Below are 25,835 nucleotides of genomic sequence, written 5' to 3'. Positions count from 1 at the left end.
AAGCTAGCAACCGAAAGGGGAAATATGATGCCTAAACGCCAAGATATTGAAACAATCCTAGTGATCGGATCCGGTCCGATTGTCATCGGGCAAGCTGCAGAATTTGATTATGCTGGAACACAAGCATGCCTAGCATTGAAGGAAGAGGGATACCGTGTCATTCTTATCAACTCGAATCCCGCAACAATCATGACCGATACGGAAATAGCAGACAAAGTATACATCGAGCCGCTGACGCTCGATTTCGTCAGCCGAATTATACGTAAAGAACGACCGGATGCCCTTCTACCAACTTTGGGCGGCCAAACTGGATTGAATATGGCGATTGAACTTCAACAATCAGGCATCTTGGATGAATTAGGAATCGAAATTCTTGGGACGAAACTCGATGCGATCCATAAAGCGGAAGACCGCGATCTGTTTCGCTCCTTAATGAAGGAATTAGGGGAGCCGGTCCCGGATAGTGCTATTATCCACAATGTAGAGGAAGCACTAGCATTTGTCGAACAAATCGGCTACCCGGTCATCGTCCGTCCTGCCTTTACGCTTGGCGGCACTGGAGGCGGCATTTGCAATAACGATCAAGATCTTAAGGAAATTGTAACGAGCGGTTTAAAGTATAGTCCAGCTACGCAATGTCTTCTAGAAAGATCGATTGCTGGCTTGAAAGAAATCGAATACGAAGTAATGCGCGATTCTGTTGACAATGTTATCGTTGTCTGCGGCATGGAGAATGTCGATGCAGTTGGCATCCATACGGGTGATTCCATAGTTACAGCGCCTTGCCAAACGTTGACGGAACGTGAAAACGAAATGCTTCAAGATGTTTCATTGAAAATCATCCGAGCTTTGCAAATCGAAGGCGGATGCAATGTCCAGCTTGCATTGGACTCACAAAGCTCCAACTACTACATTATCGAAGTGAATCCGCGGGTAAGCCGCTCATCTGCATTAGCATCGAAAGCGACGGGCTGCCCTATAGCAAAATTGGCGGCTAAAATCGCAGTCGGTCTTACGCTCGATGAAATGATAAATCCTGTAACGGGTACAACGTATGCAACCTTCGAACCGACCATTGATTATATCGTCACGAAAATTCCCCGATGGCCTTTCGATAAATTCGAATCCGCAAAACGGAATCTCGGGACCCAAATGAAAGCGACCGGCGAAGTGATGGCGATTGGCAAAACGTTTGAGGAATCGATCTTAAAAGCGGTACGCTCCCTTGAAACCGGTCGATTTGATTTGACTTTAAAGAATGCGGAAAATCTGACGGACGAATGGATTGAAAAACGGATCCGGAATGCGGGAGACGAGAGGTTATTTTTCATCGGAGAAGCATTGCGAAGAGGTACTTCGGTTGAGACATTGAAAGAATGGAGTCACATCGATCTGTTTTTCCTGCATAAATTCGAAAAAATTGTCCAGTTCGAGAAAGAGATAGAAGCGAATCCTTTCAATGCAGAGACGTTGCGCGATGCGAAACAAATGGGCTTTTCAGATGTGACGATTGCCCGTCTTTGGAACGTCCATGAAACGTCCATCTATAATTGTAGGAAAGCATATGGAATCATTCCAGCTTACAGGAAAGTGGACATAGAAGCAGCTGAGATTGAATCCGAAACTCCTTACTTCTATGGGACTTATGGAGATGTAAATGAAACATGTAAAACCGAAAAGAAAAGTGTCGTCGTCCTGGGGTCAGGGCCGATTCGGATTGGGCAAGGCGTGGAATTCGACTATGCGACAGTCCATTCTATATGGGCGATTCAGCAAGCAGGTTTCGAAGCGATTGTCATCAACAATAACCCTGAAACAGTGTCTACAGATTACTCAGTTTCAGATAAGTTATATTTTGAGCCGCTCACACTCGAAGACGTCATGCAGATCATCGATTTGGAGCAGCCTGAAGGCGTCATCGTCCAATTTGGTGGCCAGACAGCGATTAATTTGGCAGAAGGGCTTGAAAAACGTGGTGTGAAAATAGTAGGCACATCTCTTGAAAATATCGATCGAGCGGAAAACAGGGATCAATTCGAACGTGCCCTCCGTGAATTAGGAATCCCGCAACCGCTTGGGAAAACTGCAGTATCCACTACTGAAGCAGCAGCCATCGCGAATGAGATTGGCTATCCAGTTCTCGTCAGGCCATCGTATGTATTAGGTGGACGTGCGATGGAAATAATCTATGAAGAAATAGAGCTTCTTCAATATATGGATCATGCAGTCGAAGCAAGCTCGGAACATCCTGTACTGATTGACCGCTATTTGACGGGGACGGAAATTGAAGTGGACGCCATTTGTGACGGCAATACTGTTTTGATTCCAGGAATTATGGAGCATATCGAACGAGCGGGCGTCCATTCCGGTGATTCGATTGCAGTTTACCCTCCTCAGAGTCTATCGGCGACAATGATGGAAACGATTGTGAATTACACGGAACGATTGGCACTCGGCTTGAACATTAAAGGTCTGCTCAATATCCAATTCGTCATTTCGGATGGCCAAGTGTATGTTATCGAAGTGAATCCGCGTTCTAGCAGAACTGTCCCGTTCCTAAGCAAGATAACGAATATTCCGATGGCTAATATCGCAACAAAGGCAATTTTAGGCCAATCCATAGTGGATCAAGGGTATAAAGGTGGCCTTGCGCCTTTTTCTACAGGCGTCTATGTAAAAGTCCCGGTGTTCTCATTTGCGAAGCTGAGAAGGGTCGATACTACACTCGGACCAGAAATGAAATCGACAGGCGAGGTCATGGGCAAAGATGTTACAGTCGAAAAAGCATTATTTAAAGGGCTAATTGCTGCGGGAATTCAATGTAAAGAGTACGGAGCCGTTCTTATGACCGTAGCCGATAAAGACAAAAATGAGATTGCCGAACTTGCAAAACGGTTTGCGCAAATCGGCTACGACATCCTAGCGACCGAAGGAACGGCGAAAGCATTGAAGAAGGCCGGTTTAGAAGTAAAGACTGCCAGTAAGATCGACTCAGCCGGAACGACATTGATCGATGTCATTCAAAAAGGCGAGGTGCAACTTGTCATTAATACATTGACGAAAGGGAAACGTCCAGAGCGTGACGGATTCCGAATCAGACGCGAAGCAGTGGAAAACGGTATCCCGTGCTTAACGTCAATCGATACAGCTAATGCAATGCTACGTGTTGTCGAATCAATGATATTCCAAACAGAAAATATGCCAAAACAGCAGGTGATCGTATGATAACTCAAGACAGGATGAACGTGACAGGGCAACGGAAAATTGCTGACAATATTTTTGAAATGAAACTCTCAGGCAAGCTGGTAGGGGAAATTGCTTCCCCTGGCCAGTTTGTCCATATTCGTGTGTCTGACTCGTTCGAACCATTATTAAGAAGACCGATTTCCATCGCTTCAATTGACAATGAAGCAAACGAAATGACAGTCATTTATCGAGCAGAAGGGCGCGGTACTACATTGCTTTCGTTGAAAAAAGAAGGAGATGAATTAGACGTGCTCGGCCCATTAGGCAACGGTTTTCCAGTAGAAGAAACGTCGCCTGGCGAAACTGCAATACTCATTGGCGGGGGAATCGGGGTTCCACCTCTATATGAATTATCGAAGCAACTGACCGCCAAAGGAGTTACATGCATTCATGTACTAGGTTTCCAAACAGCAGACGTGTCGTTTTATGAAGAGGAGTTCATGCAATTGGGTGAAACGTATATTGCAACTGTAGATGGATCAAAAGGGACGCCAGGGTTTGTGACAAATGTAATGGAAACGATCGGAGATAATTTTGCGACTTACTACAGCTGCGGTCCGATGCCGATGTTGAATGCAGTTCAAACAGCTTATAGTGATAAAAAAGGCTTTCTTTCATTCGAACAGCGGATGGGTTGTGGAATTGGGGCCTGCTTCGCATGTGTTTGCAAGACGACTGAGAAAGCAGATCAAGAATACGTAAAAGTTTGTTCGGATGGACCAGTATTTCCAGCAGGGGTGGTGTCGATATGAATAGATTGGCAGTGGAATTACCTGGATTGCAATTGAAAAACCCAATTATGCCGGCATCCGGCTGTTTCGGATTCGGCAAGGAATATGGGAATTTGTATGACTTGTCACTGTTAGGAGCCGTTATGATCAAAGCAACCACTTTGGAGACTCGCTTCGGTAACCCAACTCCGCGCGTTGCAGAAACAGCGTCAGGCATGTTGAATGCAATCGGTTTGCAAAATCCTGGCTTACAAAGCGTCATGGAAAATGAACTTCCGTGGCTGGAACAATTCGATGTTCCGATCATTGCAAACGTAGCAGGAACAGAAACAGCTGATTATGTAGAAGTAGCAAAAACAATTTCGACTGCTCCGAATGTAAAGGCACTAGAATTAAACATTTCATGCCCAAACGTGAAATGCGGAGGCATCACATTCGGCACAGATCCGCAACAAGCGCACGATCTGACTGCAGCTGTAAAAGAAGCTTCAGAAGTTCCGGTATATGTAAAGCTGTCACCTAATGTTACGGATATAAAAGAAATTGCAAAAGCGGTCGAAGCTGGCGGTGCAGATGGAATTACGATGATCAATACGCTAGTCGGCATGAGACTTGATCAAAAGACGGGGCGTCCGATCATTGCAAACATAACAGGTGGTTTGTCAGGTCCTGCTGTTAAGCCTGTTGCGATCAAAATGGTGTATGAAGTAAGCCAAGTCGTACATATCCCGATCATCGGCATGGGTGGAGTCGCCGAAACGGCAGATGTCATCGATTTTCTTTCTGCTGGCGCAAGCGCGGTAGCTGTCGGGACAGCGAATTTCGTAGACCCGTTCATTTGTCCGAAAATCATTGAGGAACTTCCGGCAAAATTTGATGAGCTCGGCGTCGAACATATTTCTGAACTAGTAGGAAGGAGCCACCGGTTATGAAAACATCCCCGATCATTGCGTTAGACTTTGATTCATCACAAAAGGTTTTCGATTTTCTACAACCATTCGAAAGTGATATTAATGTGAAAGTCGGCATGCAGCTTTATTACAAAGAAGGTCCTGCAATCATTTCTCAATTGAAAGAGCACGGATTCGATATATTCCTTGACTTGAAGTTGCATGATATCCCGAACACAGTCATGTCTGCGATGGAAGTGCTGGCGAGTTTAGGAGTAGACTTAGTGAACGTACATGCAGCTGGTGGGAAGACAATGATGGAGGCTGCAATGGAAGGGCTTGATAAAGGGACACCTTCAGGAATGAAGCGTCCTTCTATTGTCGGTGTGACTCAATTGACGTCTACTGACGAACGGCAAGTGAGGGAAGAACAGCTTATACAAAGTTCTCTTCAAGAATCAGTCCTTCATTACGCAAAGCTTGTGAATGATGCTGGATTGGATGGCGTCGTTTGTTCAGTACAAGAGGCTGCAATTATTTCAGAAGTATACGGACCGGATTTCCTGAAAGTAACCCCTGGCATCCGTCTTCCTGAAAGCGGAACGCACGATCAAAAAAGAATCGCAACACCGGAGGAAGCAAGGCAAGAAGGGTCGACTCATATCGTAGTCGGCAGAGCGATCACAGGCGCATTGGATCCACGCGCAGCATATGAACAAATTAATGCAAGATGGAGAGGAGTAGAGCGGATTGGGTAAAAAGGAAATCGCAGAAATTCTATTGAATGTTGGGGCAGTGGAACTGAGTCCTGAGGATCCATTTACATGGGCATCGGGCATAAAGTCGCCGATCTATTGTGATAACCGGTTGACGATGTCTGATCCTGTCGGGCGCAAACAAATTGCGGAAGGACTCGCGGAGTTAATTAAAACATTTTATCCTGAAACGACGTTGATTGCGGGAACGGCAACAGCCGGCATTCCACATGCGGCATGGGTCGCAGATATTCTTGGCTTGCCGATGGTTTATATCCGTTCAAAAGCAAAGGGGCATGGTCGAAGCCGTCAAGTCGAAGGGAAAGTAATGCCTGAGGATAAAGCGATCATCATTGAAGACTTGATTTCCACAGGGGGGAGCAGTCTGAATGCTGTCGAGGCGCTGCAATCTGAAGGGATCGAAGTTGCAGGGGTTGTCTCCATTTTTACATATGAGCTCGAAAGCGCGGATAAAGCTTTCGCTGAAGCGGATTTAACTTATAAGAGTTTGACGGATTTTGGAGCGCTTACTGAGATGGCGAAGGAAAGCGGAGCAATTACAGCAGAGTCAATGGACGGCTTACTGGAGTGGCATACGAAATTGAAAGCGGGCCTTTTATAAAATCATATGAATACAATAAAACGTTATGCGAAGTGTAAACGCCGCATAACGTTTTGTCTTTGTTCTGCAATATAATTCTAATATGGTAAACTATGTATGAATCATAATTCAATTGGAGGAAGATAATGATATGAATAGGGCATTTGCATATGCTGCTCCAATCGTGATGGCAATATCTATTGCATTATCTCCAACCGCTTTTGCTGCAAACGACAATCATCAAACGATTGAAGAGAAGATAGAACCGAAATTCACAGACATCACTAGCGATTATTGGGCGAAAAATGAAATTATGCGGCTCGTTGACAAGGGTTGGATGGAAGGCTATCGCGATTTGCAATTCAGACCCGCCACTCCCATTACAGCTGGAGATGCTGCTCAAGCATTTTACAAAGCAATGGACCTGCCAATGACTACCATCGAATCCTCTTATGACGATATCGATGATCAAGACATTCAATTGAAAGATGCTGTACATGCAACAGTCGCATCAGGCATTTTACACGCCCGATCTCATTCAACATTTGGGGTAGACGATCCTTTGACGGTGGAACAATTGGCAGCTGCGCTTACAAAAGCATTTGATGTTGAAGTGACGAAAGAAGATATTATGAAAATGAATCCAGCCCGTATGGATTTCTTACGTCCTGCAAGGTTGAGCAAGCTGCCAACACCCGCGCAAGAGTTCGTACAAGATAAATTGCCGGTCGATCGTGCAACTTTTTCGGTTATCTTGTACAAATCTTTAGAGGAAAAGGGTTCCATTGCCAACCAAAAGGATTATGTATTATTCGAATCGATCGCTTCAGAATCGTATAAACCAGTCCAATCATCAGTCGAATTAATGAAAGTATCTTTTGATGAACATCCGATTTACCTCAGATCGACTGAGACCATCCATTTTGACAATCATGAACGGATCGACTATGGATTTTCGCGCGACAATATTTACACCTATTCGGTAGGGGAACAAGGCGCGTCAATTGAGTTGACGGTTCGTTCATTTGACAACGGGGATTATTTCCTGTTCTCAAAACTCGAAAATCCTTCGGCAGAACCGGTTCATGTAGATGTGCTGCAAAAGGAAAACTTTGTTGCCTCCTATGAGCTTTATCGTTTTGATAAAAATGAAATTAAAAGAAACACCGAAGACTTCTTCAATGCAGACATGACCTCCTATCCGACAGGAGTTCTTCGATTTATGAACGAAGACGGAACCGTTCAGGAAAGGATGGTCGGCCAATCGTATCGGTCACAACAATTGTCGATGGAGTACGCACATGGAGGCCATAGCCAAATGCGCGAGCTGCTGAAGGAAGAGGAAGCTCTTTCGTTTACAAAGGTCGGCTCTACTTTCATGTCCGTCCATGCACTTCAATCGACTGGTAAGGATATTGTCGATCAATGGTATTTGAATTCCCAAAACCTCTTGTTTGAAAATGATCAACACCGTGAGGATTGGATGTTGGAGAGCGCTCAATATTACAAGAAGCGGAACAGCTGGTACACGGCAATTGGTCCGTTCAGCAAAATGGTGACAACGACAGAGCCATTGCCTGAAAACGGACAAGGCTACGGCAGGAATCTTTTATTATTAAAAGAAGACCGGGCGATGACGTTGTACCATCAACAGCAAGACCGTTACTTTGAAAACTTGATATTCAACTCATTCGTGAATCTGAAAAACTTTCGTGGAGAAAAGCCTTATTGGGAGACCGAAGTGACAAGCACCTATTTGAAGGATTTATACGGAATTACGGCTCCATTCATCGATACGCGATTCAACGAACAGATCGCCTTATTCTATTACCGAAGCGGTAATGAATTCGGTATTGAAGAATCGAAAGAACCGCTGCGTAATTATGCAGATCTATTGGTTTCTCGTAAAGACGAAGGGCATATTATCCCGATTGCAAAAGATGCGTTTTATGTCTCTGATTACTTCCCGCTTATTCAGGATGTGCAGACGCATTCTTCTATGAATCATGTACTCGGCGGAATGAATATATTGCTTATGGCTTATAACGAATTCGGCGATGAGAAGTATTTAAAAACGGCAACGTCCATTCAAAAGGCGATTGCCATTCAAAAAGATGAGTGGATCCGAGACAATCGAGACATTTGGTACCGCATCGCGCCTGACATGAGCTTCAAAGGAGACGATTATAAGCATCTCACTTTAGAGGATCTAATCAACTCCTATCAACTTTGGTCCACAATCGATACAACCTATCTACCAGTGCTCGAAGAAATGATCGAATCAAAAGCGGCATATTTATCCGATGAACAACTAGGGTATACAACAAAAATTAAAAAAGGCCTAGAAGAAATCGGTCTTCTTCAATACTTGCCTGAAGGGGAAGAGCGGACCGATGCATTGTAAATAGGATTGCCATCTTGATTTGCGATGGCAATCCCTTTTATTACTTCCTCAACTTCCTAACGACATCCTCATCAGGTGTCACAAACAATGTTTTCTGTTCAAAATAAATTACAAATCCGGGTTTCGCACCATTCGGCTTTTTTACATGGCGGATTTCCGTAAAATCTACTGGTACAGATGATGAACCCCTCGCTTTACTGAAATAAGCCGACAGAATCGCCGCTTCCTCTATTGTCTGCTCATCCGGATTCGTATCATGAATAACGACATGCGATCCAGGAATATCCTTCGTATGCAGCCATACATGATCCCTTGCCGCAATCTTAAACGTTAAATAATCATTCTGCTTATTATTCTTCCCGACAGAAATTGGAATGCCTGAAGATGAAACATACGACTCAGGTGATGGCTTTTTAGGCTTCTGTTTTTTCTTGCCTCGTCTTGCCCGCATTAACCCCAACTCCGCCAATTCCTCACGAATTTCATCGATATCTTCCGGAGACGCTTGCATAACTTGCTGTTTGATCATCTCAAAATAATCGATGTCTTCTTTCGCCTTCTCCAACTGTTCAGCAATCATAATCAAGGCATTTTTCGCCTTCGTATAGCGGGAATAATAACGTTGTGCATTTTCAATCGGATTCTTCCTCGGATCAAGTGGAATCGTCACAGTCGTTCCTTCCTCATAATAATTGTCAACGACTGCTTCCTTATCCCCTTTATTGAGCGCATAAATATTTGCGGTCAGCAGTTCACCGTATAACTGGAACGTATCGAGTTTTTCTGCCGCTTTTTGCTCTTTGCTCAACTTGTCCATTTTTAATTTCAATTTTGCAATTTCATTATCGAGCCAGCGCTCCAAGTCCGCAGCTTGAGATTTTACCCGCTCCCGTTCTGCCCTTGCGAAATACACCTTATCGAGCAGTTCTCCAAGAGTTTCAAACGTCGCGACCACTTTGTCCGCATAGGTTAGCGTTGTCGCTGAAAAAATAGTTTTCGTCCCGACCTCGGCAATTGCTGGTGTTTGAGTTCCACCTTTAAATGAAGAAAGGAAATTTTGATAGATGTCATATGCGTCCTCTTCTGAAGTTCCTTTCAACCGATGCAGAAGCTCTTCTCCGTGGATCGGGGAGAATCCTGAAAGTTTGCCGACGACCTGTTTGGCATTCTCCCATTCTGGCAATAATGCTAGGAATTCCTTTTCATCCAACTCAAATGGATCCAATTTCTCTTGAGGTGGTGCAGGAATATACGGCTGCCCGGGTAAAACCGTCCGATAACTGTTTACGGAAGGGGGCAAATGCTTCATGCTGTCGATAATCATATTGCGCTCCGGGTCAATCAGCAGCAAATTACTATGCCTTCCCATAATTTCTACGATCAATCGGCGATAGATATCATCACCGATTTCATTTTTAGCCCGAATATCGAACTCAATGATCCGATCATTCCCCGATTGCTTGATGGACTCGATCATCCCGCCTTCAAGATGCTTTCGCAATACCATGCAAAACATCGGGGGCTCAGCTGGATTTGCAATCGTTTCATCAGTCAATTGCACGCGGGAATATGATGGGTGAGCAGAAATAAGAAGCTTATAATTGCTTCTTCCCGCCCTTACAATCAAAACTACTTCCTGCGTGTTCGGCTGATGTATTTTTGAAATTCTGCCGTCTTTTATTTGTTGCAGCTCTTGGGTAATCGCTGCGGTGAATAAACCATCAAATGCCATAATAATTCCTCTTTCAAACGTTTTGTTCCATTTTAGCACTCTCTGGGTGCGATATGTTATAATATGAGAACATTGTTTGCTATGATGAATGGAACAATAGATGCTTGAGAATACATAAGAAGAGGGATTGCATGTATAAACAACGTGGACTATTGATTGTCCTGTCCGGACCATCCGGGGTCGGAAAAGGAACAGTCAGAAAAGAGCTTTTTCAACAACCTGACACGAACTACGAATATTCGATATCGATGACGACAAGAAGCCCTCGCGAGGGAGAACAAGACGGTGTCGATTATTTCTTCAAGTCGCGAAATGAGTTTGAGCAATTAATTAAAGAAGGAAAATTATTGGAGTACGCCGAGTATGTAGGCAATTATTACGGCACCCCTCTAGATTATGTGAATGAAACACTTGATGCTGGAAGGGACGTATTTCTTGAAATTGAGGTTGTCGGCGCGGCACAAGTTCGTAAGTTAGTTCCTGACGGGTTATTCATTTTCCTTGCCCCTCCGAGTTTGTCGGACCTTGAAGATCGTTTGGTCGGTAGAGGAACGGAGAAGGCTGATGTCATTGCAAGCAGAGTGTTGAAAGCGCGTGATGAGCTCGAAATGATGAACTTGTATGACTATGTAGTTGAAAATGATGAAGTTTCAAAGGCTTGCGATCGTATCAATGCCATCGTGACGGCAGAACATTGCCGCCGGGAACGTGTAGAAAAAAGATATTTACTTATGTTGGAAGGGGAATAAATTATGTTATATCCATCTGTTGACTCTTTAAAGGGCAAAATCGATTCAAAATACACTTTAGTAACACTTGCTGCTATGCGTGCACGTGAAATGCAGGAAAGCAAGAATTTGCTGCTTCACTCCTACAAGTCACATAAAAACGTAGGGAAAGCTTTGGAAGAAGTTGCAGCTGGCGCATTGTCAAAACAAGTGCAAGATGCTTCGATCGTATATGAAGACGAAGTATGATGAGCATTCGTTAAGTAGAAGTATTTGAATAGGTTTGCATACTCCCTTAGAAACAGATTTTCTTTGGGAGTTTGTCATTTTTGAAAACATTTTCCTGCAAGTCCATTATCATCTGGCATTGGACAAACTTTACATATAGCGTATTTACGGAAAGGGTGGGACTGTTGTTGAATAAAAAAATACTTGTCTGTGTAACTGGCGGAATAGCCGTCTATAAAGCAGTTGCACTAGTAAGCAAACTAGCGCAAGCTGGCGCAGAAGTGAAAGTAATGATGACTGCCTCGGCAATGGAATTCGTAACGCCGCTTTCTTTTCAGGCGATGTCACGAAATGATGTATATTTCGATACATTTGACGAAAAAGATTCGAGTGTCATCGCCCATATTGATCTCGCCGACTGGGCTGACCTCGTCATCGTTGCGCCTGCAACTGCAAATGTCATTGGCAAGCTTGCGAACGGCATTGCGGATAATATGGTCACCACAACGCTTCTTGCTACGACGGCGGAAGTTTGGATTGCCCCAGCAATGAATGTACATATGTACGAGAATAAATCGGTAATCCGGAACATCGAGCAGCTTTATGAGGATGGCTACCGCTTCATAGAACCTTCAGAAGGCTTTTTAGCTTGCGGCTATGTCGGTAAAGGGAGACTGGAAGAGCCTGAAAAGATCGTTCAACTTATTGAGGAAAGATTTTCTAAGCCTGAAAATCTTCCATTGACTGGGAAGAAGGTCATCGTCACTGCGGGTCCTACACGAGAAAGAATAGATCCCGTACGTTATATTTCCAACTTTTCAAGCGGTAAGATGGGTTATGCAATCGCGGAAGCCGCAGTCGCATTAGGAGCGGAAACAATATTGATTTCCGGTCCGGTTGAAATGCAAAAGCCGACTGGCGTCCAGCTTATCAACGTGGAAAGTGCCGCTCAGATGCTTGATGCTGTAATCAGTACATTCGATGATGCAGATCTAGTCATTAAGTCAGCAGCAGTTGCGGATTACAGACCGAAAGAGCAGCACACACAAAAGATGAAGAAAAAGGATGGAGATTCATCAATTGAGCTAGAGCGCACGACCGATATTTTAAAAACTCTTGGTGAAATGAAAAAAGAGCAGATCCTAGTCGGGTTTGCAGCGGAGACAAATGATGCAATCGACTATGGCATGCAAAAGCTTTCTAACAAAAATTTGGACTATATCATTGTCAATGACGTAACTGATCCTGGTGGCGGCTTCGGCAACGATACGAATGTTGTTACGTTATTATCAAGAAAGGGGAAAACATATCCTTTCGAAGCAATGCATAAAAAGGAATTAGCCAAAGAGCTGCTCCGGACGATTTTAGAATTGGAGAGTGACAAATGATAGCTGAAGTCATTGTCGATGTGTCGGCTTATCCAATCGACCGTCCCTTTGATTACGCTGTGCCTGGCCACCTGGAAACAGTGATTGAATGCGGCTCTCGTGTTAAAGTCCCTTTCGGATCGAGAAAAGTGATTGGCTATGTCACTTCTTTGAAAGCTGAAAGTGATATCGAAGGGAAAAAATTAAAAAAGATTGATGAACTAATCGATTTGGACCCAATTCTTTCTTCAGAGCTGTTAAGTTTGGCAAAAAAAATGGCTAAAGAGACGCTATCCTATGAAATTGATGCGCTGCAAGTGATGTTGCCTGCAGCGATGCGAGCGAAATACGAGAAATTCATCAATATTGAAAAACCTGATGAAATAGACGATGCACAATTTTTAATGTTTTTGAATGGGCGTACTCGTATTCCATTGAAGCAAATTACCGATTCCGCAATTTTGAAAGTAGTCAAGGATTATTCGGAAAAAGGGATAGTTACAGTCGATACGGCAATTAGCCAACAGACGAAAGTGAAAAAAGTACGAATGATTCAAATCGGCGATTTTGCAACGTTAACGGAAATCCTCGGAAAAATCCATCCGAATGCTAAGAAACAAGTGGAATTGATCAGGTGGATGATAGATCATGCAGGGGAGACGATGGAGGCTGCAAACCTGCTGAATGATTCAGGCATTCAAAATCCGGTTCTCAAAGCAATTATAGAAAAAGGCGGGGCTGCGGAAGCATACGTTGAAACGTATCGTGAACCCGATGCTCCGAAGCTTTTAGATACACCAATCCCACTTCAGCTAACGATGGAACAGCAAATAGCTCTCGACAAAGTGAAAACAGCAGCGGATTCCGGAAAAGCAGAAACATTCCTGTTGCATGGCATAACGGGAAGCGGAAAAACAGAAGTCTACCTACAAGCAATCAAACATGTTCTGGATCAAGGGAAAGAAGCGATCGTGCTCGTTCCTGAAATTTCATTGACCCCGCAAATGACCGCCCGTTTCCAGGAACGGTTCGGCAGACTAGTGGCAGTCATGCATAGTGGTTTGTCAGCAGGAGAAAAATATGACGAATGGCGAAAGATTCATCGGCGTGAAGTGAAGGTCGTCGTTGGAGCAAGGTCCGCTATATTTGCACCATTTGAAAATATAGGGATCATTATCCTCGATGAAGAGCATGAATCGACGTATAAACAGGAGGATACTCCGCGTTATCATGCTAGGGATGTTGCGATTTGGCGATCAGAGTATTACGGCTGTCCTGTCATTCTCGGAAGCGCCACCCCTTCGCTCGAATCATATGCCAGGGCCTCGAAGGGCGTCTATACACTATTAGAGCTATCAATGAGGGCGAAAAGCCAATCTTTGCCGACTGTCACGGTAGTTGACATGAGGGATGAGTTGAAGGAAGGAAATCGGTCGATGTTTTCCGTTCAATTGGCAGAAGCAATCCGTCTTCGTGTGGAGAAGCAAGAGCAGACAGTCCTTTTCCTGAATAAAAGAGGCTTCTCATCATTTGTGTTGTGCAGAGATTGCGGAACAGTCGTCCAATGTCCAAATTGTGATATTTCATTAACGTATCACCGAGCAAATGAAAGCTTGAAATGTCATTATTGCGGTCATGAGGAGTCGGTGCCCCTCGTTTGTCCAGAATGTGAAAGTGAACATATCCGATTTTTTGGGACAGGCACGCAAAAGGCGGAAGAAGAAATATCAAAATTATTCCCTGAAGCACGAGTGCTCCGGATGGATGTGGATACAACGCGACAAAAAGGCGCGCATGAACGCATTCTGCGTCAATTTAGCGAAGGGAAGGCAGATATTCTCCTTGGCACGCAGATGATTGCAAAAGGGCTTGATTTCCCTAACATTACGTTAGTCGGGGTGTTAGCTGCAGATACTACATTGCATTTAGCGGATTTTCGGGCGGCAGAAAAGACATTCCAGCTAATGACGCAAGTAAGTGGACGAGCAGGCAGGCATGATTTGGCGGGTGAAGTATTCATTCAGACGTACTCGCCCGACCATTATGCAATCGAACTTTCAAAAAGCCAGCATTACGAAACATTTTACAACTTGGAGATGGCTGCACGTAAACAATATGGGTATCCTCCTTTCTTCTATATAACACTCGTACAGTTTTCGCATGAGGATTTATTGAAAGTCGCCGATTTTGCGGAAAAAGGGACACGGTATTTGAAAAATTCATTGTCACCAGAGACTGTCATCATAGGTCCGGCGGCGGCAGCGATTAGTCGTGTGAACAATAGATATCGTTACCAATGTTTGATAAAATACAAAAAAGAACCGAAGCTGATTGAAACGCTTCAGCAATTAATCAGAATGTATCGGACGAACTGGATGAAGGAAGGTCTGCTCATGACAGTGGACATGGACCCGACTTCAATTTTCTAACCGATATGAACTAGTTGGAAAAGAGGAATTGAATTGGCAATACTTGAAATCGTAAAAAGCCCTTCAACGCTATTGACACAGCGTTGCAAGGAAGTAGAAAAGTTTGATGAGAAATTGGCTAAGCTGCTTGATGATATGTACGACACAATGATTGATGCGGATGGTGTAGGGCTTGCAGCTCCTCAAGTCGGAGAGCTACTCCGAGTCGCCATTGTTGATATGGGGGAAGGGGACGAAGTGATCGAAATGATCAATCCCGTCGCCACAGCAATTGGAGGATCGGTTGTGGAGATCGAAGGTTGTTTAAGCTTCCCTGGTCTTTACGGAGAGGTTGAACGACCGTTTTACGTGAAGGTCGAAGCACAGGAACGAGACGGATCTTTGTACGAATTGGAAGCGGAAGACTATGAAGCACGTGCCATCCTGCATGAAATCGATCATTTGGATGGAATTCTATTTGATTCGAAAATAACAAGGATTGTAGACCCGGAGGAATTTGAACAGGTTGATGAGGAGGATGAAGAGCAATGACAAAAATCGTATTCATGGGAACTCCTGACTTTTCAGTTCCTGTTTTGACAATGCTCCATGAGGAAGGATATGACATCATTGCCGTCGTCACTCAGCCTGATCGGCCTGTCGGAAGGAAGCGGGTACTAACACCTCCGCCAGTCAAGGAAGAGGCACTCCGGCTCGGTCTGTCAGTATTACAGCCTGAAAAACTGAGATCATCCGAGGAACTTGCGTCACTCATCCAAATGAAGCCTGATTTGATCGTCACAGCGGCATACGGGCAAATCTTGCCGAAAGACTTGCTCGAAGTTCCTCGTCTCGGATGCATCAATGTCCATGCTTCATTGTTGCCGAAATACCGGGGGGGCGCACCAATCCACCAAGCGGTCATCGATGGTGAAGCGGAAACAGGCGTCACGATCATGTACATGGTGGAAAAGCTCGACGCGGGAGATATCATTTCACAAACGAAGGTACCGATTCTTGAAGATGATAATACTGGCATCCTTTTCGAAAAATTATCTGTTGCCGGCACGGAGTTATTGAAAGAGACATTGCCTTCTATCATAGATGGTACGAATGAACGGATTCCTCAGGACGAGAAATATGTTTCATTCGCAGGCAATATAACACGTGAACAAGAAAAGATCGACTGGTCTAAAGACGGTAATGATATTTTCAATCAAATCCGCGGATTATACCCTTGGCCGGGAGCCTATTCTGTTTTCCAAGGGGAAAACGTGAAAATTTGGAAAGCGGAAAAGACAGAAGTCACTTCTACAGCAGCGCCTGGAACAATAATAAAATTACTAAAAGATAAATTAATCATTAAAACAGGCGATGATACTTCCGTCGCCATTACTGAATTACAACCTGCTGGAAAAAAGAGGCTATCTGCTGAAGAGTTCTTGAATGGCGTAGGCGCCAAATGGAATGAAGGGGACCGATTCGAATGACAAACGCCAAAAAAAGGATTTGGAATGGCAATGTCCGTGATGCTGCATTATCAATATTAATGGAGATCAATCAGAATCAAGCCTACAGCAATCTGCTGCTAAACCGGACGATTAAAAAATACGACATAGATTCAAAGGACAGAGGTTTACTGACTGAATTGACGTATGGGACTTTGCAACACCGATTGACATTGGATTATTACTTGGAGCCTTTCGTAAAAGGTAAATTGGATCCGTGGGTTAGAGAATTGCTACGATTATCCATTTATCAAATTGTTTACTTAACGAAAATCCCCCCACATGCTGTCGTCCATGAAGCTGTAGAAATAGCGAAAAGAAGAGGTCATAAAGGGATTGCCTCAACTGTGAACGGCATTTTGCGTTCCGTGCTGCGAAAAGGTGTCCGTCCAATTGATGATATCGAGGACGATATTGAAAGAATGTCCGTTGAAACTAGTCATCCTGCTTGGTTGATCGAACGTTGGGTAAAGCAATTCGGCAAGGAAGAAGCGTTGGCGATGGCTCACGAAAACAATCATCCCGCCCGAATGACAGCAAGGGTCAATTCATTGAAATCGACAGTCGATGAAGTGATGACAGCTTTGGCGCAGGAAGGGATTGAAGCATCAATAGGCGAGGTCATTCCGGGGAGCATCCAAACGTCTAGCGGAAGCTTAGCGAACACGAAAGCATTTGCCGAAGGTTCTTTGACGATCCAAGATGAAAGCTCCATGCTGCCTGTACTTGCACTCGACGTTAAGCCAGATATGAAAGTATTGGATATGTGTGCCGCTCCGGGTGGAAAGACGACTTTTATAGCCGAGAAGATGGACGATAAAGGCGAAATTTATGCGCATGATTTACACGAGCATAAACTTGCGCTCATTGAATCGAATGCAAAACGCCTCGGTATTCAATCTATAACGACGAAGAGCGGAGATAGCAGAGAGTTGGAGTCCGTTTACGGCCCCGCCTCCTTCGACAGAATCCTTGTTGATGCACCTTGCAGCGGTCTTGGTGTCATCCGGCGCAAGCCTGAAATTAAATACAATAAAACGGAACAGGATTTAGCGAGCTTAACTGAAATTCAGGAGCAACTGCTAGATACAGCTTATCGTTTAATTAAAGATGACGGCATTATCGTGTATAGTACATGTACAATCGAGTACGATGAAAATGAAGGGATGGTCCGTAGATTCCTGGAAAAACATTCGGATGTGGAAATGGCTCCGCTCGATGCACTTGCCAATAATGATTCATTAACAGTCAAAGATCATATGCTGCAAGTGTTGCCGCAGCATTTTGGGAGCGACGGGTTTTTTGTAGCTGCATTCCGTAAAAGCAAAGACTAAAGTTCTGTCGATGACATATAGCAATAGATAAGGGGAAATTGATAATCGTTTATTGAAAAGGGGGGACGAGTGTTGCGATTCGAAGTAGTGACAGATATCGGAAAGAAACGGACGGTAAATGAGGACAGCGCGGCGGTCTTTGCAATTCAGGATGGACCGACTCTCGCAGTTGTCGCGGATGGTATGGGCGGTCATCGTGGCGGAGACTATGCAAGCTCGACAGCGGTCAAGATACTTGGTGAACAGTTCTTGAAAGTCGAGGATTCAGCAAGTATGGACGAGGAAGACTGGAAAGAATGGCTTCTCGAAACTGTATTGCATGTAAACCGTACATTATATGATATTGCTGAAAACGACACGGAATATAAGGGAATGGGAACTACATTAGATGCAGTCCTCATTTACGGGAGTAAAGGGCTTGTAACGCATGTTGGAGATAGCCGTGTTTATATGATAAAGCGAAATGAAATTATTCAAATTACGAAGGACCATTCTTTCGTAAATATCTTGCTCGATTCCGGCGAAATTACTGAAGAGGAAGCAGCGACACATCCTCAAAGAAATTGGATCATGAGAGCTGTCGGTTCCGAAAAATCAATCATGCCTGATTTTTATCAAATCCAAATGGACGAACAGTCATATTTATTAATATGTACGGACGGCCTCAGTAATAAAGTCGACAATGAACGGATTCTTGACATTGTCACTTCAAATGGGGAATTGCATGATAAGGCGGTTAAACTGGTTGAATTGGCCAATGAATTGGGCGGAGAAGATAATATTTCCGTCATTTTGGCGAGTCTATCGACTTCGGAGGTGAGCCGACAATGATAGGTAAACGAATCGGCGGCCGGTACGAAGTGCTAAGAGGTATCGGAGAAGGCGGCATGTCGAAAGTCTATTTAGCACATGACATCATCTTAGACCGTGACGTTGCCATTAAAGTGCTGAACTATGATTTCGCAAATGAGCAGGACTTGAAAAAGAGATTCCAGCGAGAAGCTTTATCTGCCACGAGCTTGACTCATCCACATATCGTCAATATATTTGACGTCGGTGAGGACGAAGAGCTTCATTATTTGGTAATGGAATACATCGAAGGGCAGACGCTAAAGAAATATATCCAAACGAATGGTCCGTTGCCAGTCGAGCAAGCGGTTAAAATTATGAGGCAGCTCGTTTCGGCGATTGCTAATGCTCATCATAATGGAATCGTCCATCGAGATATTAAACCGCAAAATATTTTAATGGACGCAGAAGGTAATGTGAAAATTACCGATTTTGGAATTGCGATGGCTTTAAGTGCTACAGCGCATACGAAAACGAATTCTGTTATCGGCACGGTCCATTATTTATCCCCCGAGCAAGCTAGGGGCGGCATGGCGACGAAAAAGTCCGATATATATTCATTAGGAATCGTCTTCTATGAATTGTTGACAGGTGAATTGCCATTTTCTGCAGAGACTGCGGTTGCAATTGCTTTGAAACATTTGCAGGAGGAAACACCTTCAGTAAGACTGGCGTATCCTAATATTCCGCAAAGTGTCGAAAATGTCATTTTGAAAGCTACAGCGAAAGATGCTACATACAGATACCAGTCTGCTGATGAAATGTATGATGATTTGCTCACTGTTTTATCGCCCGAAAGGCGGCATGAAGATAAATTTACGATCCCGCTTGATGATGACCGTACTCGCATCATTCCGGCGATTACCGATACGTCAAATTTTGACGATTCAGATGCGACAAAAATTATCGAGCCAGTTGTTCCCGAGCCAGTCCCGCAACAGAAGAAGAAAAGGAAAAAATGGCCGCTATTCGTTGGTTTAACGGCATTGCTAGTAGCCATTGCAGCCCTTTTAATTATTCTTTGGCCGACTTTATTCGGTCCTAAAACAGCCTTGATTCCGGAAGTTGTCGGTTTAGAGGAAGCAGAAGCGGCTTCGTTGTTAGAAGAGAATGGGTTTGTAGTTGAAGAGAAAGTAGAAGATTATTCGGATGAATACCCGCCCGGACAAGTTTATAGGATAAATCCGGAGGAAGGGAAAAAACATGAGATTGGATCGTCGGTAACGATTTACGTCAGTCTCGGCAAGGAAACGACGGAACTGACTGACTACGTCGGCAGAGATTATGAGGATATTGTGACATTCCTAGAAGGTCGTGGGTTCAAAATTGCTGAACCGGAATGGGTTCATAACGATGCACCGAAAGGGCAAATCTTGAAACAGACGCCAGAACCTGGAGAAGATGTCGTCCCTGAAGATACCGAAATTGTCTTTACGGTCAGTTTGGGGAAAGAAATGAAGACTCTTGCAGATCTGTCCAATTATACAGAGAATGAATTAAAGGATTATGCCGATAAGTCAGGCTTCAATATTCGGATCATAAAAAGGGAAGAATCCGATGCGGTTAAGGAAGGCCATGTCATTTCACAAGATATACCTGCAAACACTGAGCTTGAAATAGGGGCTAGAGTGGATGTCGTCATTTCAAAAGGCAAGGAGAAGAAGCCAATAAAATATTTCAAGAACGTTGTTGATATTCCATATAAACATTCGAACAATGATGAAGAAGATGATGAATCATCTGATCCAGAGCCGCAAACGATCAGTGTCTATATCCAAGATAGTAAATATTCGATGGCGGAACCAGTTGTTGAATTTACGATAACGGAAGATACGCAAAGAGAGATTATTGTCGCATTGGAAGAAGGCCAACGTGGCCAATTCCAAGTCCGTAGAGGTTCAGAAATCATTGCAGAAAAAACAATCAATTATGATGACGAATAAGAAAGAGGGATTGGATGCCGGAAGGACAAATTAGAAAAGCGATCAGCGGTTTTTATTATGTGAAAGATGAGAACGGGGAACTTGTCCAGTGCAAGGGTCGTGGGGTTTTTAAAATTAGGGGCATTTCGCCTCTTGTCGGCGATTTTGTCACGATTGTCCGTGATGGTGATAATGATGCGACAATCACTGAAGTACATGAAAGGAAAAATGAACTAGTCAGACCGCCAATCGCCAATATTGACCAGGCGTTACTAGTGTTTTCAATCGTGGAACCGGATTTCAGTCTTCACCTATTAGATCGTTTTCTTGTCGTTATCGAATCAGTCGGCGTCAAGCCTGTCATCTGTCTGACAAAGAAAGATGTGGCTAATGAAAAGGAGCTGCAACAAGCCGAATCCGCAACTGCATACTATAAAGGAATCGGATACGATGTGATTGAAACTTTTATCGGGGACACGTCCCTTTTCCCTCTGCTTCATCCGTTTTTGAAAGGGAAGACGACCGTTCTTGCCGGTCAATCGGGTGTCGGGAAATCGACATTACTGAATACGTTGATTCCCGATCTTTCTTTGAAGACCGGCGAGATTTCGGAAGCGCTTGGCAGAGGACGGCATACAACCCGCCATGTAGAGCTTTTGGAAGTGGCGGAAGGCCTTGTCGCCGATACACCGGGTTTTAGCTCGCTCGACTTCGATCATATCGAGAAAGAGGAGTTACGAGATTATTTCATTGAAATGGAAAACGTGGCGTATGAATGTAAGTTCAGAGGGTGTTTGCATCTGAAGGAGCCAGGATGTGCCGTAAAAGAAAAAGTGGAGACGGGAGAAATACTGCAGTCCCGCTATACGAATTATTTACAATTTCTACAAGAGATTACTGACCGAAAGCCGAGGTATAACTAATGATTAAAATAGCACCGTCCATATTAGCTGCGAACTTTTCAAAGTTGGCAGATGAAGTGAAGGAAGTGGAACAAGCCGGAGCGGAATTGATTCATATCGACGTCATGGATGGCCATTTCGTTCCAAATATTACAATGGGACCGATCGTTGTGGAGGCGTTGCGTCCGGTAACGGATCTTCCGTTGGATGTTCATCTCATGATTGAGAATCCCGATGCATATATTGAACAGTTCGCGAAAGCGGGAGCGGATTATATTACTGTCCATGTGGAAGCGTGCCGACATTTGCATCGCACAATTCAGTTAATCCGATCTTTTGGAGTGAAGCCGGGGGTTGTGCTCAATCCGCATACGCCGGTTGAACATATCTTCCATATCCTTGAAGATGTCGACATGGTTTTATTCATGACGGTCAATCCAGGATTCGGGGGACAGAAGTTCATCCATTCCGTACTTCCGAAAGTGAAACAATTATCCGATCTGATTAAGGAAAAAGGACTGTCCATTGAAATTGAAATCGATGGAGGTGTCAATGAGGAGACAATCATTCCTTGCGTAGAGGCAGGTGCCACGGTATTAGTCGCTGGATCAGCCATTTACAACGAGGAAGACCGAACGGAAGCATTGCAGCGGATTAAAGCGGCAGGGGAAAGCGTGTTGAATTGATGAAAAGGATCATCATTTGTGCCGGTGGGCCAGTCGAAGAATTGCCTGACTTAGCTGCTTACGAGTCGGATGAATCGATTTTTATCGGTGTGGATCGCGGGGCAATTCACTTATTGGAAAGAGGAATTGTCCCTGCTGAGGCAGTTGGAGATTTTGATTCTGTGAGTGAAACAGAGTTTAGAAGAATTAAAGAATCAGTGGAGCGGGTCGATTCATTCCAATCTGAAAAAGACGAAACGGATACGGAGTTGGCTATTGCTCGCGCTATTGCCTATCATCCGAAGGAAGTGATTTTGACCGGAGTCACGGGCGGAAGATTGGATCATTTCGAATCGGCATTGCATTTATTGTACCGGATGCAAAGTGAATATAAAGACATATTATTTCTCATCCGAAATGCTACAAATGAGCTTTCCTTGTTTTACCCGGGCGTCCATCGAATTAAAAGAAATGCACAGCTTCCTTATATATCATTTTTCCCTTTCGGCAGCACTGTAGAGGGTTTGACGTTGACCGGATTCAAATATGAAACGGTAAATGCAATGATGTCGATAGGCATGACAAAATTTACGAGCAATGAACCAATTTCAGAAGTTTGTACTATCTCATTCAGGCAAGGCATATGCTTAATGGTAAGAAGTTCAGATTCCTGAAAGGAGAAGGGAATTGCGAGTCTATACATTTACAATGCCGAAGTTTCTAAGTAGCTTTGTTCGCAAATGCATGGTAGTCTTCCAAAAAGAAGATAAGGCGAAAACCCAAGCTACTGCAAGCCAACGAAACAGAAAACGGAAAAAAGAAAAAACGTCAGGCTGAACTAATCGGCCTGGCGTTTTATTTCTTTGTCTTATAGTCGGAAAGTGAGTATGAAATTATACTCTTTGTACTTTACCTGATTTAAGTGCTCTTGCAGATACCCAAACACGCTTTGGTTTACCGTTAACAAGAATACGGACTTTTTGAAGATTAGCTCCCCAAGTACGTCTGTTAGCGTTCATTGCGTGTGAACGAGCATTTCCAGTACGAGCTTTGCGTCCAGTAATAACACATTCTTTAGCCATTTTTATGACCTCCTCGCTAATAATGATTAAGCGATTCACTATCTAATTCGCATACCATAATACTTTATCACAGGAAATAATGGCTTGCAACCTTTTTTCACGATGCTTTCAAGTGAAACTCCTTTACACATTTCATTTTTCGCTATATAGCCATCTCCCTGCGTTTTTTGCATCGTCTAGCTCCTGGCGCTAGCTGCTTGGGCCATAAGTCAAAGCTGCTGTGGGGCAAAGATCATTGCTCCCAACGCTTCGCTTTTGCTCGCAAAAGCCGTTCTACGTAACGGCTTTGCCTGTCGCATCTAGAAGCGCCCTTCACTTTTGTTTGGCTGTTGTTCTTTTATAATGATTGCGTGTATAGTACAATGAGGGTAGTTATAAAGGATGCAGGAGGGGAAGCTTTCATGTCAATCGAGTTGAAAAACGATTATGGTACGATAGATATTACGAATGACGTCATTGCCCAAGTGGTGGGAGAGGCGGCAATCGAATGCTACGGAATTGTCGGCATGGCTTCGCGTCATCAGATCCGAGATGGACTAACGGATATCCTCGGAAAAGAGAATTATGCAAAAGGAGTCATTGTTAGGAATATCGGAGACGAGACGCATATTGATATGTATGTCATCGTCGGATATGGGACAAAAATCTCCGAGGTCGCATACCAAGTGCAATCCAAAGTGATCTATACATTGAAAAAGACTTTATCGTTAACAGTGGATTCAGTGAATATATTTGTTCAAGGAGTTCGGGTGACGAACTGATAGAAGGAGGAAAACATTTCAATGAATTTTATTGATGGTGTGAAATTTGCCGACATGGTGAAGATGGGTGCTCATCACCTTCATCTGAATGCAGACTATGTCGATTCACTAAATGTGTTTCCCGTGCCTGACGGGGATACAGGAACAAATATGAATTTATCCATGACTTCTGGTGCCAAGGAGACTGAAGCGAATGTGTCTGCGCATTTGGGCAAGACCGCCCAAGCTTTGTCAAAAGGGCTATTGATGGGTGCACGAGGGAATTCAGGTGTTATCTTATCACAATTGTTCCGCGGTTTCGGGAAAGCTGTGGAAGAGGAAGAAAAGCTGGATAGCGTGAAGTTCGCCAACGCATTGGAATATGGAGTGCAAACTGCGTACAAAGCTGTCATGAAGCCTGTAGAAGGAACAATCCTCACGGTTGCTAAAGATGCAGCGAACAAAGGTGTAGAAGTAGCGAAATCTACAGATGACATCATTAAAGTGATGGAAGCTGTTGTTGAAGAGTCGAAAGCATCATTGAAAAGAACTCCAGATCTTCTTCCTGTGTTGAAAGAAGTCGGTGTCGTCGATAGTGGTGGACAGGGCCTTGTCTATGTATATGAAGGCTTTTTGGCATGTCTGAAAGGCGAAGAGCTTCCTGAACGGACGAACATGGACGTAATGGATGATTTAGTCAACGCTGAGCATCATCGTGGAATTCAAGGGTTCATGGACACTGCGGATATTGTATACGGTTACTGTACGGAATTCATGGTGAAATTTGAGGATGAAAAAGTGAAGAATCATCCTTTTGACGAAGGTGAATTCCGGCAAGATCTGAGCGAATTTGGAGATTCATTGCTCGTCATTTCAGACGAGGAAATCGCGAAAGTACATATCCACACCGAGGAGCCAGGAAATGCATTGAACTATGCACAAACATACGGTTCTCTCATCAATATTAAAATCGAGAACATGCGTCAGCAGCATATCGATATCGTTGGAGAAAGCCATTCAACTAAAAAAGCGGAAACGGTTTCACATCCTTATGCAATCGTGACCGTTGCAATGGGTTCAGGAGTTGCCGACTTGTTAAAGAGCATCGGCGCATCTGCTGTCATTGAAGGCGGACAGACAATGAATCCATCGACCGAAGATATTGTAAAAGCGATTAAAGATGTCGGCGCTGAGCGAGTCATCATTTTACCTAACAATAAAAATATCATCATGGCAGCGAAACAAGCGGCAGAAGTGATCGGTATCGAAGCGGCGGTCGTCGAAACGAAATCCGTTCCGGAAGGATTGGCGGCAATTCTCGCATTCAATCCAGAAGCTGGAGTCGTGGAGAATGAACAAGCGATGTCAAAAGCGGCTGCAGGCGTGAAAACCGGCCAAGTCACTTATTCGATAAGGGATACATCCATTGACGGCATCGATATTAAAAAAGATGACTTTATGGGGCTTGCAGGTAGTAAAATCGTAATCTCAAATCCATCTTTGGATGAGGTGATGAAGACGTTGCTCGAATCACTCATTGATGAAGAAGACGAAATTGTAACGATTATCTATGGCGAGGACGTAACAGAGCAAGAAGCTGCTGAAATTGCAGAATACGTGGAATCGACTTACGATCATACGGAAGTTGAATTGTATAACGGAAAACAACCGCTTTATCCATATATTCTTTCCGTGGAATGACACGAAAAATGACGGTACCTTTCTACATAGAGGGTGCCGTTT

At 44.0% G+C, this 25,835-nt stretch carries 23 protein-coding genes; 21 read left to right on the top strand and 2 right to left on the bottom strand.

What is annotated here, in order from left to right:
• The first annotated feature begins 27 nt into the window (after positions 1-27).
• The 6 genes from carB (at position 28) to AC0L13_RS11455 (ending at position 8,627) form a co-directional block, all read left to right on the top strand.
• Positions 28-3,225 (top strand): carbamoyl-phosphate synthase large subunit, encoded by a 3,198-nt coding sequence (gene carB, locus AC0L13_RS11480; RefSeq protein ID WP_473639676.1) that lies wholly within the window; start codon positions 28-30, stop codon positions 3,223-3,225.
• Entirely contained in the window at positions 3,222-3,998 is a 777-nt protein-coding gene (locus AC0L13_RS11475) for a dihydroorotate dehydrogenase electron transfer subunit (RefSeq protein ID WP_473639674.1), read from the top strand. The genes carB and AC0L13_RS11475 overlap by 4 nt, the downstream gene beginning before the upstream one ends.
• The gene (locus AC0L13_RS11470; RefSeq protein WP_473639672.1) at positions 3,995-4,909 is read left to right on the top strand and encodes a dihydroorotate dehydrogenase; all 915 of its coding nucleotides are present in this window, start codon (positions 3,995-3,997) and stop codon (positions 4,907-4,909) included. The genes AC0L13_RS11475 and AC0L13_RS11470 overlap by 4 nt, the downstream gene beginning before the upstream one ends.
• A complete protein-coding gene (gene pyrF / locus AC0L13_RS11465) occupies positions 4,906-5,625 on the top strand; it encodes an orotidine-5'-phosphate decarboxylase (RefSeq protein ID WP_473639670.1) in 720 nt (239 codons plus the stop codon). The genes AC0L13_RS11470 and pyrF overlap by 4 nt, the downstream gene beginning before the upstream one ends.
• Positions 5,618-6,244, top strand: coding sequence for an orotate phosphoribosyltransferase (gene pyrE, locus AC0L13_RS11460; protein WP_473639668.1), 627 nt, complete (start codon positions 5,618-5,620; stop codon positions 6,242-6,244). The genes pyrF and pyrE overlap by 8 nt, the downstream gene beginning before the upstream one ends.
• Positions 6,245-6,374: 130 nt before the next feature.
• Positions 6,375-8,627 (top strand): S-layer homology domain-containing protein, encoded by a 2,253-nt coding sequence (locus tag AC0L13_RS11455; RefSeq protein ID WP_473639666.1) that lies wholly within the window; start codon positions 6,375-6,377, stop codon positions 8,625-8,627.
• A gap of 40 nt (positions 8,628-8,667) precedes the next feature.
• Here the strand turns inward: AC0L13_RS11455 and AC0L13_RS11450 are convergent, their stop codons facing one another.
• Complete coding sequence (locus tag AC0L13_RS11450) at positions 8,668-10,359, bottom strand: Rqc2 family fibronectin-binding protein (RefSeq protein WP_473639664.1); 1,692 nt, start codon at positions 10,357-10,359, stop codon at positions 8,668-8,670.
• A gap of 131 nt (positions 10,360-10,490) precedes the next feature.
• Here AC0L13_RS11450 and gmk point away from each other — a divergent pair, with 131 nt between their 5' ends.
• The 13 genes from gmk to spoVM all read left to right on the top strand — a co-directional run bounded on the left by gmk (position 10,491) and on the right by spoVM (position 23,107).
• A complete protein-coding gene (gene gmk, locus AC0L13_RS11445; protein WP_440499567.1) occupies positions 10,491-11,108 on the top strand; it encodes a guanylate kinase in 618 nt (205 codons plus the stop codon).
• A 3-nt stretch (positions 11,109-11,111) separates the two neighbouring features.
• A complete protein-coding gene (gene rpoZ, locus AC0L13_RS11440; RefSeq protein WP_381443280.1) occupies positions 11,112-11,336 on the top strand; it encodes a DNA-directed RNA polymerase subunit omega in 225 nt (74 codons plus the stop codon).
• Between the two features lie 161 nt (positions 11,337-11,497).
• Positions 11,498-12,703, top strand: a complete 1,206-nt coding sequence (gene coaBC / locus AC0L13_RS11435; protein ID WP_473646970.1) for a bifunctional phosphopantothenoylcysteine decarboxylase/phosphopantothenate--cysteine ligase CoaBC — start codon at positions 11,498-11,500, stop codon at positions 12,701-12,703.
• On the top strand, positions 12,700-15,111 hold the full coding sequence (gene priA / locus AC0L13_RS11430; protein ID WP_473639661.1) for a primosomal protein N': 2,412 nt from the start codon (positions 12,700-12,702) through the stop codon (positions 15,109-15,111). Before coaBC ends, priA begins: the two co-directional genes overlap by 4 nt.
• A 33-nt stretch (positions 15,112-15,144) precedes the next feature.
• A complete protein-coding gene (gene def / locus AC0L13_RS11425; protein WP_473639659.1) occupies positions 15,145-15,642 on the top strand; it encodes a peptide deformylase in 498 nt (165 codons plus the stop codon).
• Positions 15,639-16,580, top strand: coding sequence for a methionyl-tRNA formyltransferase (fmt, locus tag AC0L13_RS11420; protein WP_473639657.1), 942 nt, complete (start codon positions 15,639-15,641; stop codon positions 16,578-16,580). The genes def and fmt overlap by 4 nt, the downstream gene beginning before the upstream one ends.
• Complete coding sequence (rsmB, locus tag AC0L13_RS11415) at positions 16,577-17,932, top strand: 16S rRNA (cytosine(967)-C(5))-methyltransferase RsmB (RefSeq protein WP_473639655.1); 1,356 nt, start codon at positions 16,577-16,579, stop codon at positions 17,930-17,932. Before fmt ends, rsmB begins: the two co-directional genes overlap by 4 nt.
• Before the next feature lie 69 nt (positions 17,933-18,001).
• On the top strand, positions 18,002-18,763 hold the full coding sequence (locus tag AC0L13_RS11410) for a Stp1/IreP family PP2C-type Ser/Thr phosphatase (RefSeq protein WP_473639653.1): 762 nt from the start codon (positions 18,002-18,004) through the stop codon (positions 18,761-18,763).
• A complete protein-coding gene (pknB, locus tag AC0L13_RS11405) occupies positions 18,760-20,724 on the top strand; it encodes a Stk1 family PASTA domain-containing Ser/Thr kinase (protein ID WP_473639651.1) in 1,965 nt (654 codons plus the stop codon). The genes AC0L13_RS11410 and pknB overlap by 4 nt, the downstream gene beginning before the upstream one ends.
• 14 nt (positions 20,725-20,738) lie before the next feature.
• Positions 20,739-21,626: a ribosome small subunit-dependent GTPase A gene (rsgA, locus tag AC0L13_RS11400; protein ID WP_473639649.1), complete on the top strand. Its 888-nt coding sequence runs from the start codon at positions 20,739-20,741 to the stop codon at positions 21,624-21,626.
• Positions 21,626-22,291 carry a ribulose-phosphate 3-epimerase gene (gene rpe / locus AC0L13_RS11395; protein WP_473639647.1) on the top strand — a complete coding sequence of 222 codons (666 nt, stop codon included), beginning with the start codon at positions 21,626-21,628 and terminating at the stop codon, positions 22,289-22,291. Before rsgA ends, rpe begins: the two co-directional genes overlap by 1 nt.
• Positions 22,291-22,944: a thiamine diphosphokinase gene (locus AC0L13_RS11390; RefSeq protein WP_473646967.1), complete on the top strand. Its 654-nt coding sequence runs from the start codon at positions 22,291-22,293 to the stop codon at positions 22,942-22,944. Before rpe ends, AC0L13_RS11390 begins: the two co-directional genes overlap by 1 nt.
• A 13-nt stretch (positions 22,945-22,957) precedes the next feature.
• The gene (gene spoVM, locus AC0L13_RS11385; RefSeq protein ID WP_153010010.1) at positions 22,958-23,107 is read left to right on the top strand and encodes a stage V sporulation protein SpoVM; all 150 of its coding nucleotides are present in this window, start codon (positions 22,958-22,960) and stop codon (positions 23,105-23,107) included.
• Between the two features lie 56 nt (positions 23,108-23,163).
• Here spoVM and rpmB read toward each other — a convergent pair whose 3' ends face one another.
• Positions 23,164-23,352 carry a 50S ribosomal protein L28 gene (rpmB, locus tag AC0L13_RS11380; protein ID WP_060209036.1) on the bottom strand — a complete coding sequence of 63 codons (189 nt, stop codon included), beginning with the start codon at positions 23,350-23,352 and terminating at the stop codon, positions 23,164-23,166.
• A 401-nt stretch (positions 23,353-23,753) separates the two neighbouring features.
• Between rpmB and AC0L13_RS11375 the strand changes: the two genes are divergently transcribed.
• Positions 23,754-24,113 (top strand): Asp23/Gls24 family envelope stress response protein, encoded by a 360-nt coding sequence (locus AC0L13_RS11375; protein ID WP_440499557.1) that lies wholly within the window; start codon positions 23,754-23,756, stop codon positions 24,111-24,113.
• A 21-nt stretch (positions 24,114-24,134) separates the two neighbouring features.
• The gene (locus AC0L13_RS11370) at positions 24,135-25,793 is read left to right on the top strand and encodes a DAK2 domain-containing protein (protein WP_473639645.1); all 1,659 of its coding nucleotides are present in this window, start codon (positions 24,135-24,137) and stop codon (positions 25,791-25,793) included.
• The last annotated feature ends 42 nt before the right edge of the window (positions 25,794-25,835 follow it).

The sequence above is a fragment of the Sporosarcina sp. QA0331 genome (assembly GCF_055808055.1).
Note: the sequence above shows the minus strand (reverse complement) of the source record. Positions and strands in the feature narration are given on the sequence as shown.